The organism is Paractinoplanes durhamensis, assembly GCF_016862175.1.
Lineage (GTDB): Bacteria > Actinomycetota > Actinomycetes > Mycobacteriales > Micromonosporaceae > Actinoplanes > Actinoplanes durhamensis.
This window is the reverse complement of the sequence record NZ_BOML01000052.1, coordinates 174876-181259: the sequence shown is the minus strand read 5'-3', so window position 1 is coordinate 181259 and position 6384 is coordinate 174876. Positions and strand designations below refer to the sequence as shown.

Here is a 6384-nt window from a genome sequence, read left to right as displayed (position 1 = left end):
TCCCAACGACCGCCACTACACCCGCCCGCCCGCGGTCACGAACCCACGCCACAGCTGGCGGCGGCCACAGTTGGCGGCGGTCTTGATCGGCAGCGGGCGGCGCTGGTGGGCGATCCGCGGAGAACCCGTGCTGAAAGCCTTTGAGATGGCTTTCTCTGGGCCGACGCCCTCACCCGCGCCGAAGGGCCATGTCTGGTCGCGGCCCGCGGGTAATCAAACGGACGGTCATGTGCCCACGCCCACTCCCGCCCGATGCCGGTGTCGGCGGGAATGGCGGTGGTTAGATGTGGCCCGTGAGCAACCCATGGGATGAGGACTTCGCCCCGTCGACCAGCGCTCAGAACACCCTACGCTGGGCGCAGGGCATGGGAGCGGAGACGTTGGGCGAGGCCTACGACCTGCTGGACCAACTGGAACTGAGCAACGACATTCCCGAGGTGCTGGGCCACGACGACACGGTCGACGACATGCGGGAGGAACTCGAACTCGGCCTCGATACCGCGGGCCCGGACACGCTGCTGACGACCCTGCTGTAACTACGGATCGACCAGCGCGGTAGCCCCCAACCCGGAAATCCGGCACGCATCGAGCCACCTCACGTGATTCCACGTGGCCGGCACAGCGTTGATTGGCGTTGCTCCGGGCGGCGTGGCGTTGGTTGGCGTGGCACTGGTCGACGTAGCTCCGATCGCCGCAGGGTTGGCGGTTCGAAGGCGGAGAACGGCTCGGCGGTCTGGACGAGGTGGAGGCTGCGCTCCTCGGACGTTGTGGCGCCGGGGCTTGTCCGGCAGGTTGTCTGGCAGGTGGAAGGCCCTGCTCCGCTTGGTAACTCGGTTTTCGTGGGTGGTTCACGTCGGTAAAGTCCGCGGTATGTCGGGAACCGGCTGCTACCGACGCCGCTCGGCTCGCGTGATCTTGCTGGACAGCAGTCAGCGAGTGCTTCTTCTCAAGTTCTTCTTCGACTCTGCGGACATTCAGCAAGGGCATGGCTGGGTGACGCCGGGCGGCGGTGTCACGGAGAACGAGCCGCTGCCGGACGCCGCTGCTCGTGAACTCCATGAGGAGATCGGCCTCCGTGTTCGACCGGACGCTCTCGGGCGGCCGATCGCGTACACCACCGGCTACGCCGATCTCGGCTGGGCCAACGGGCGGTTTCGCGACGACTTCTTTCTCCACCGGGTGAGCGCCCACCATGTCGACACAGCCGGCATGGAAGCCCTCGAACGCAGCCACCACGCCGGTCATCGGTGGTGGAGCCTCGACGAGCTGACCGGCACCTCCGACATCGTCTATCCGTTCGGGTTGGCGCCGCTTCTCCAACAGGTCGTGACGGCCGGCATCCCGCCACAGCCCGTGCAGCTTCCCTGGCATCACTGACCGGCCGGCACCAGCTCAATCACCCCCGTGACGGCCCCGGCCGCGGGTGACCGGCGGCCGGCGAACAGCAGCGGGCGGGTCCGCGGCCTGGGTCCGCAAACTTGTCGTACCCAGGCCGTAAATTGTCGGCATGACGGAAGCAGCCCTCACCGAAGCCGACTTCGCCGCCGCGGTCGACCAGGCGCAGAGCGCCGCCAAGTCGTATTACGACACCGGTGACGTGCTGATGACCGACGCCGACTACGACGCGCTGCTAGACCGCATCACCGCGGCCAAGAAGGCCCACCCCGACTGGGATGACCGTGGCGTCCTGACCCGGGTCGCGGCGGGCGTGTCCAGCGGCGGCGACGTGCGGCATCCGGTGCCGATGATGTCGCTCGACAAAGTCACCGGGGAAGACGACGTGCGCACCTTCGTCGCAAGTCTCGGCGGCGACCCGTGTCTGGTCGAGGTGAAGCTCGACGGGCTCGCGATCCGGGTGGAATACAAGTCGGGGCGCCTCGCGCTGGCCGCCCTGCGTGGCGACGGCAGCACCGGGGAGAATGTCACCGCCCAGGTCCTGCGGGGTATCGCCGGTCTGCCCGCCCGGCTCGGCACCGCGTGGACGGGCGAGGTTCGCGGCGAGGTCTACATGACGGTCGGCGACTTCGAGGCCGCCAGTGCCAACCGGGTCGCCGCCGGCAGCAAGGCGTTCATCAACTCGCGTGGCGCGGTCGCCGGGTCGATCCGGAGCATCGACCGCACCTACGAGACGCCGATGACCTTCGCGGCGTACGACATCTCCGGCGACTTTCCGGCCCACCGCGAGCGGATGGCCCACGCGGTCGAGCTTGGCTTCCCGGTGGCCGGGCAGCTCGCCACCGGCGAGATCCAGGTTGCCGGCGACGCGGAGGCCGCGCTCGCCGCCATCGCGCGGATCGGTGAGCTGCGCCGCGACCTGGAGTTCCCGATCGACGGCGCGGTGCTGACCGCCGACCTGGAGTCGACGCGCCGGCGGCTCGGTTCCGCCAGTCGCACGCCCTATTGGGCGGCCGCCTTCAAATACCCGGCCGACACCGGCTCCACGGTGCTTCGTGACATCGAGGTGCGGGTCGGCCGCACCGGGCGCATCACACTGCGGGCCGTGCTCGACCCGGTCTTCGTCGACGGCACCACCATCACCTACGCGACGCTGCACAACCCCAGCTTCGTCGAGGAGCAGGGCCTCGCCATCGGCCAGACCGTCGCCGTGTGGCGGGCCGGTGACGTCATCCCGCGGGTCACCGCGCCCATCGGCGAGCAGCCGCACGGCCTCACCCCGTGGACACCGCCCGAGGCCTGCCCGCAGTGCGGCGAGCCGTGGGACAAATCGAGCCTGCTCTGGCGCTGCCACACCGCGTCGTGCAGCGCCACCAACGCCCTGGAATATTGGTGCAGCCGCGACGCCCTGGATGTCGAGGGTGCCGGTGAGGCACTGTGCGTCGCTCTGGTCAACGCCGGCTTGGCCAACGACGTGGCCGACCTCTACGTGCTGACCGAGGAGCAGTTGGCCGAGCTGCCGGTCGGCAACACCAAGGCCGGCGGCGTCGTCCTGCTCGGCAAGCTCAACGCCGCCAAGGTCATCGCGTCGCTCGAACACAGCAAGACCCAGCCGTTCAACCGCGTCATCACCGGCCTCGGCATCCGGATGACCGGCCGTAGCGTCGGCCGCTGGCTGGCCGCCCGCTTCAAGACCATGGACGCGCTGCGCGCCGCCACCGTCGAGGAGATCGCCGAGATCGACAAGATGGGCCTGATCAAGGCCCAGCACGTTATCGACGGCCTCGCCTCGATGTCCGGCGTCATCGACCGCCTGGCCGCCGCCGGCGTCACGATGAGCGTGCCCGAGACCGAGGGCGACAAGCCCTTGGAGGGCAAGACCTACGTGGTCAGTGGCAGCGTCCCCGGCTACACCCGCACCACGGTGAGCGAGCGGATCGAGCAGCTGGGCGGCCGAGCCAGCGGCAGCGTCTCGGCCACCACCACCGCCCTGGTCACCTCCGAGACCACCACCGCAAAGGCGACAAAAGCCGCCAAGCTCGGCATCCCCATCATCGACCCAGCCGAGTTCGCCAACCTACTCGCCGACTGACCCCAAGCCGCCCGCCGATCGGCTACCGCAGATCGCCCGCCGATCGGCCCGCGGGTTGCCTGCCGTCTGGCCACCGCAGGTTGCTCGCCGGCTGACCACGTTGGCCTTCCGGCCAGCTGGCAGGCGCTCGGTCGGCTGGCTCGGTCGGCTGGCTCGGTCGGCTGGCTCGGTCCGCGCCAGGTCGGCTCTCGGCGCGCTGCCTGGCGCGGCTCTCGGCTTGCCGTCTTGGCGGGCGGCCTACTGGTTTGGGGCCGGCTTGCTGGCTTGAGAGCTGGTCGTTGGGTTGACTCTCGACTCGGTTGAGGGCCGAGGCTTTGGGGGTCATGGCCGGTGAGCTGGGAGGTTGTCTGATGGTGGAGCTGGAACTGTTGCGGCCGATTCTGCGGGACGGGTGGGGACCGGATACCTGCGATCCGCACGACCTGCCGGATTGGCACCCGGATAACCCGTCGCGCGGTCAGTGTGGGGTGACTGCGCTGATCGTCCACGATCTTCTCGGCGGTGAGTTGATCCTTGGCGAGGTCTTCGTCGGGGATACCAGGGTCGGATATCACTACTGGAATCGGCTGCCTGACGGCCGTGATGTCGATCTGACCGCCGAGCAGTTCTATCCGCAGGAAATGGTTGTCGGTGGCGAGGTGCAGCAACGCCCGCCGGGGCCGGTCCGGCGATGCCGTCAGCAGTACGAGATCCTCCGGCAGCGCGTCCTGGCCGCCCTGAACGAAACGGCTGATCGCGGATCGCGGATCGCAGGGCGGTGATCGCGGGGTGTGGGGTGTGGGGTTGTGGGACGCTGACGCCGGGCGTGGGGCGTGGGGGTGCTGATCGCGCTGTGCTTGGCGTGGGGTGCTCGGCCGCGGGCGCGGGGCGTGGGGCGTGGGGGTGCTGATCGCGCTGTGCTTGGCGTGGGGTGCTCGGCCCCGGGCACTGATTGCGGGCGTGGGGCGGGGCGGTGGGCGGTGGTGGGCCTTTGGGGCTGGCAAGCTGGTGGGATGGAGTCGGTTTGGGACTATCCGCGGCCGCCTCGGGTGGAGCGGTCGGCGGATCGGGTCACCGTTGTGCATTTGGGGCGGGTGATTGTTGACAGTGGGCGCTGCTGGCGGGTTCTGGAGACCTCGCATCCGCCGGTTTACTACGTGCCTGTCGAGGACATCGCTGACGGTGTGCTGGTGCCTGGTGATGGGCGTTCGCATTGCGAGTTCAAGGGTGTTGCCGGCTACTGGGACCTTGTCTTGGGGGATGTTCTTGTGCGGCGCGTTGGCTGGTCCTATGCGCGGCCCACGGCGGGGTATGCGGAGATCGCCGGCGCCGTCGCCTTCTATCCCAGTCGGGTTGACGAATGTCGGGTTGGCGGCGAGCTTGTCCGGGCTCAGGACGGGGACTTCTACGGTGGCTGGATCACCTCCGGCATCGCCGGGCCGTTCAAGGGTGGGCCCGGGACCATGGGCTGGTGACGGGGCCGGCACCGGCGGCCAGGGCTGGGTGGGCCGTCGCCGCCGGTGTTCCTGGCTGGTCAGTGGGGCAGCCTGGTGATGTACAGGTCGGTCAGGCCGTTGGTGTCGTTGGCGGTCAAGTTTGTGGCGTCTGAGCCGTACGCGATGAATTTGCCGTTGGGGGTGATCTTTGGGTTGATGCTGCTGTTGTTGGCCTGGGTGCCGGTCGTGCGGCGGCTCACCAGCGTTGTGGTGCCGGTCTGGAGGTCCTTGCGGAACACGTCCTCCACGCCGTTGGTGTCGCCGGGTGCCAGGTTTGTCGCGGCGCTGTGGAAGACCACGTACCGGCCGTTCGCGGTGATGCTCGGGCCGCCGCTGTAGTTGTCGGCCGGTGCGCCGTCGGTGGCCGTGCTGACCAGGCTGGTGGTGCCGGCTGCCAGGTCTCGGACGAAGACGTCGGCGGCGCCGTTGTCGTCGCCGGGGACCAAGGTGCTGTCGTCGGACCAGAAGGTCACTCGGCCGTTGTTGCTCACCTCGCCGCCTCGGCTGTCGCCGGCGATCTCCTGGCCGTTGTCGGCCACGCTGGCGCGTACCGTCGTGCCGGCCACCACGTCGCGGACGTAGACGTCGCCCACGCCGTTGGTGTCGCCGGGGGTCAAGGTGGCGGACCAGGAGACGAAGGCCACGTAGCGGCCGTTGTCGCTGATCGACGGGGCGGCGCCGCCCGCCTCGGTGGCTGTTCCGTCGGCTGCCACGCTTACCGGGCTCAGTTGGGCGGTCGTCCGGTCGTAGAGCAGGACGTTGCCGCCTGCTACGCCGGGGATCAGGTTGGCGGCGTAGGTCTGGAAGGTCACGTATCGGCCGTCGGCGCTGATCGACGGGTTGTAGCTGTCGCCGTCGCCGGGCCGGCCGTCGGGGCTCTCGGTGATCCGGGTCAGCGTTCCGGTCCGGCGGTCGAGCAGGTAGACGTCGTAGCCGATGTCTGCTCGCTGCGGGCCGGGCACCAGGTTTGCCGCGTACGAGATGAACGTTACGTAGCGGCCGTCCGCGCTGATCTGGGCGGAGCCGCTCGAGCCGTCGGCCTGCTCGCCGGTCGCGGAGACGCTGAGGCGGGTCGTGACGTTCGTCCGGCAGTCGCGCAGGAAGACGTCCTCGTTGTCGTTCGTGTCGCCGGGGACCAGCGTGGACGAGAACGAGTCGAAGACCACGTAACGGCCGTCGGCGCTCAGGTCGCCGGAGATTGCCGGGGCGTCGCCCTGTGCTCCGGCGGTCGAGACGCTTACCCGCTCGGTCCGCAGCGACGGCGCTGCGGCGGCGGCCGGACCGGCTACCTGCACGGCCGCGGTCAGGCCCGCTACGACCACGGTGGTTCGGCGTGCTGAAGTTCCGAAATTCATACATTCCCCCATGTCGATTACCTTGCGGCGGTAATAGTTACATGTGGGGACACATCCATGCTGCCCT

General features: G+C 69.0%; 6 protein-coding genes. 5 read left to right on the top strand and 1 reads right to left on the bottom strand.

The window, feature by feature from the left end; all coding sequences use genetic code 11:
* The first annotated feature begins 284 nt into the window (after window positions 1-284).
* The 5 genes from Adu01nite_RS32720 to Adu01nite_RS32700 all read left to right on the top strand — a co-directional run bounded on the left by Adu01nite_RS32720 (window position 285) and on the right by Adu01nite_RS32700 (window position 4941).
* Entirely contained in the window at window positions 285-536 is a 252-nt protein-coding gene (locus Adu01nite_RS32720; RefSeq protein ID WP_203732710.1) for a hypothetical protein, read from the top strand.
* A gap of 334 nt (window positions 537-870) precedes the next feature.
* On the top strand, window positions 871-1377 hold the full coding sequence (locus Adu01nite_RS32715; RefSeq protein ID WP_203732708.1) for an NUDIX hydrolase: 507 nt from the start codon (window positions 871-873) through the stop codon (window positions 1375-1377).
* Between the two features lie 130 nt (window positions 1378-1507).
* Window positions 1508-3487, top strand: a complete 1980-nt coding sequence (ligA, locus tag Adu01nite_RS32710) for an NAD-dependent DNA ligase LigA (RefSeq protein ID WP_203732706.1) — start codon at window positions 1508-1510, stop codon at window positions 3485-3487.
* A 350-nt stretch (window positions 3488-3837) separates the two neighbouring features.
* Window positions 3838-4248 (top strand): YunG family protein, encoded by a 411-nt coding sequence (locus Adu01nite_RS32705; RefSeq protein WP_203732704.1) that lies wholly within the window; start codon window positions 3838-3840, stop codon window positions 4246-4248.
* A 231-nt stretch (window positions 4249-4479) separates the two neighbouring features.
* Window positions 4480-4941 carry a DUF427 domain-containing protein gene (locus Adu01nite_RS32700; RefSeq protein ID WP_203732702.1) on the top strand — a complete coding sequence of 154 codons (462 nt, stop codon included), beginning with the start codon at window positions 4480-4482 and terminating at the stop codon, window positions 4939-4941.
* Between the two features lie 59 nt (window positions 4942-5000).
* Here the strand turns inward: Adu01nite_RS32700 and Adu01nite_RS32695 are convergent, their stop codons facing one another.
* Window positions 5001-6317: a TolB family protein gene (locus Adu01nite_RS32695; protein ID WP_203732700.1), complete on the bottom strand. Its 1317-nt coding sequence runs from the start codon at window positions 6315-6317 to the stop codon at window positions 5001-5003.
* Window positions 6318-6384: the final 67 nt, after the last annotated feature.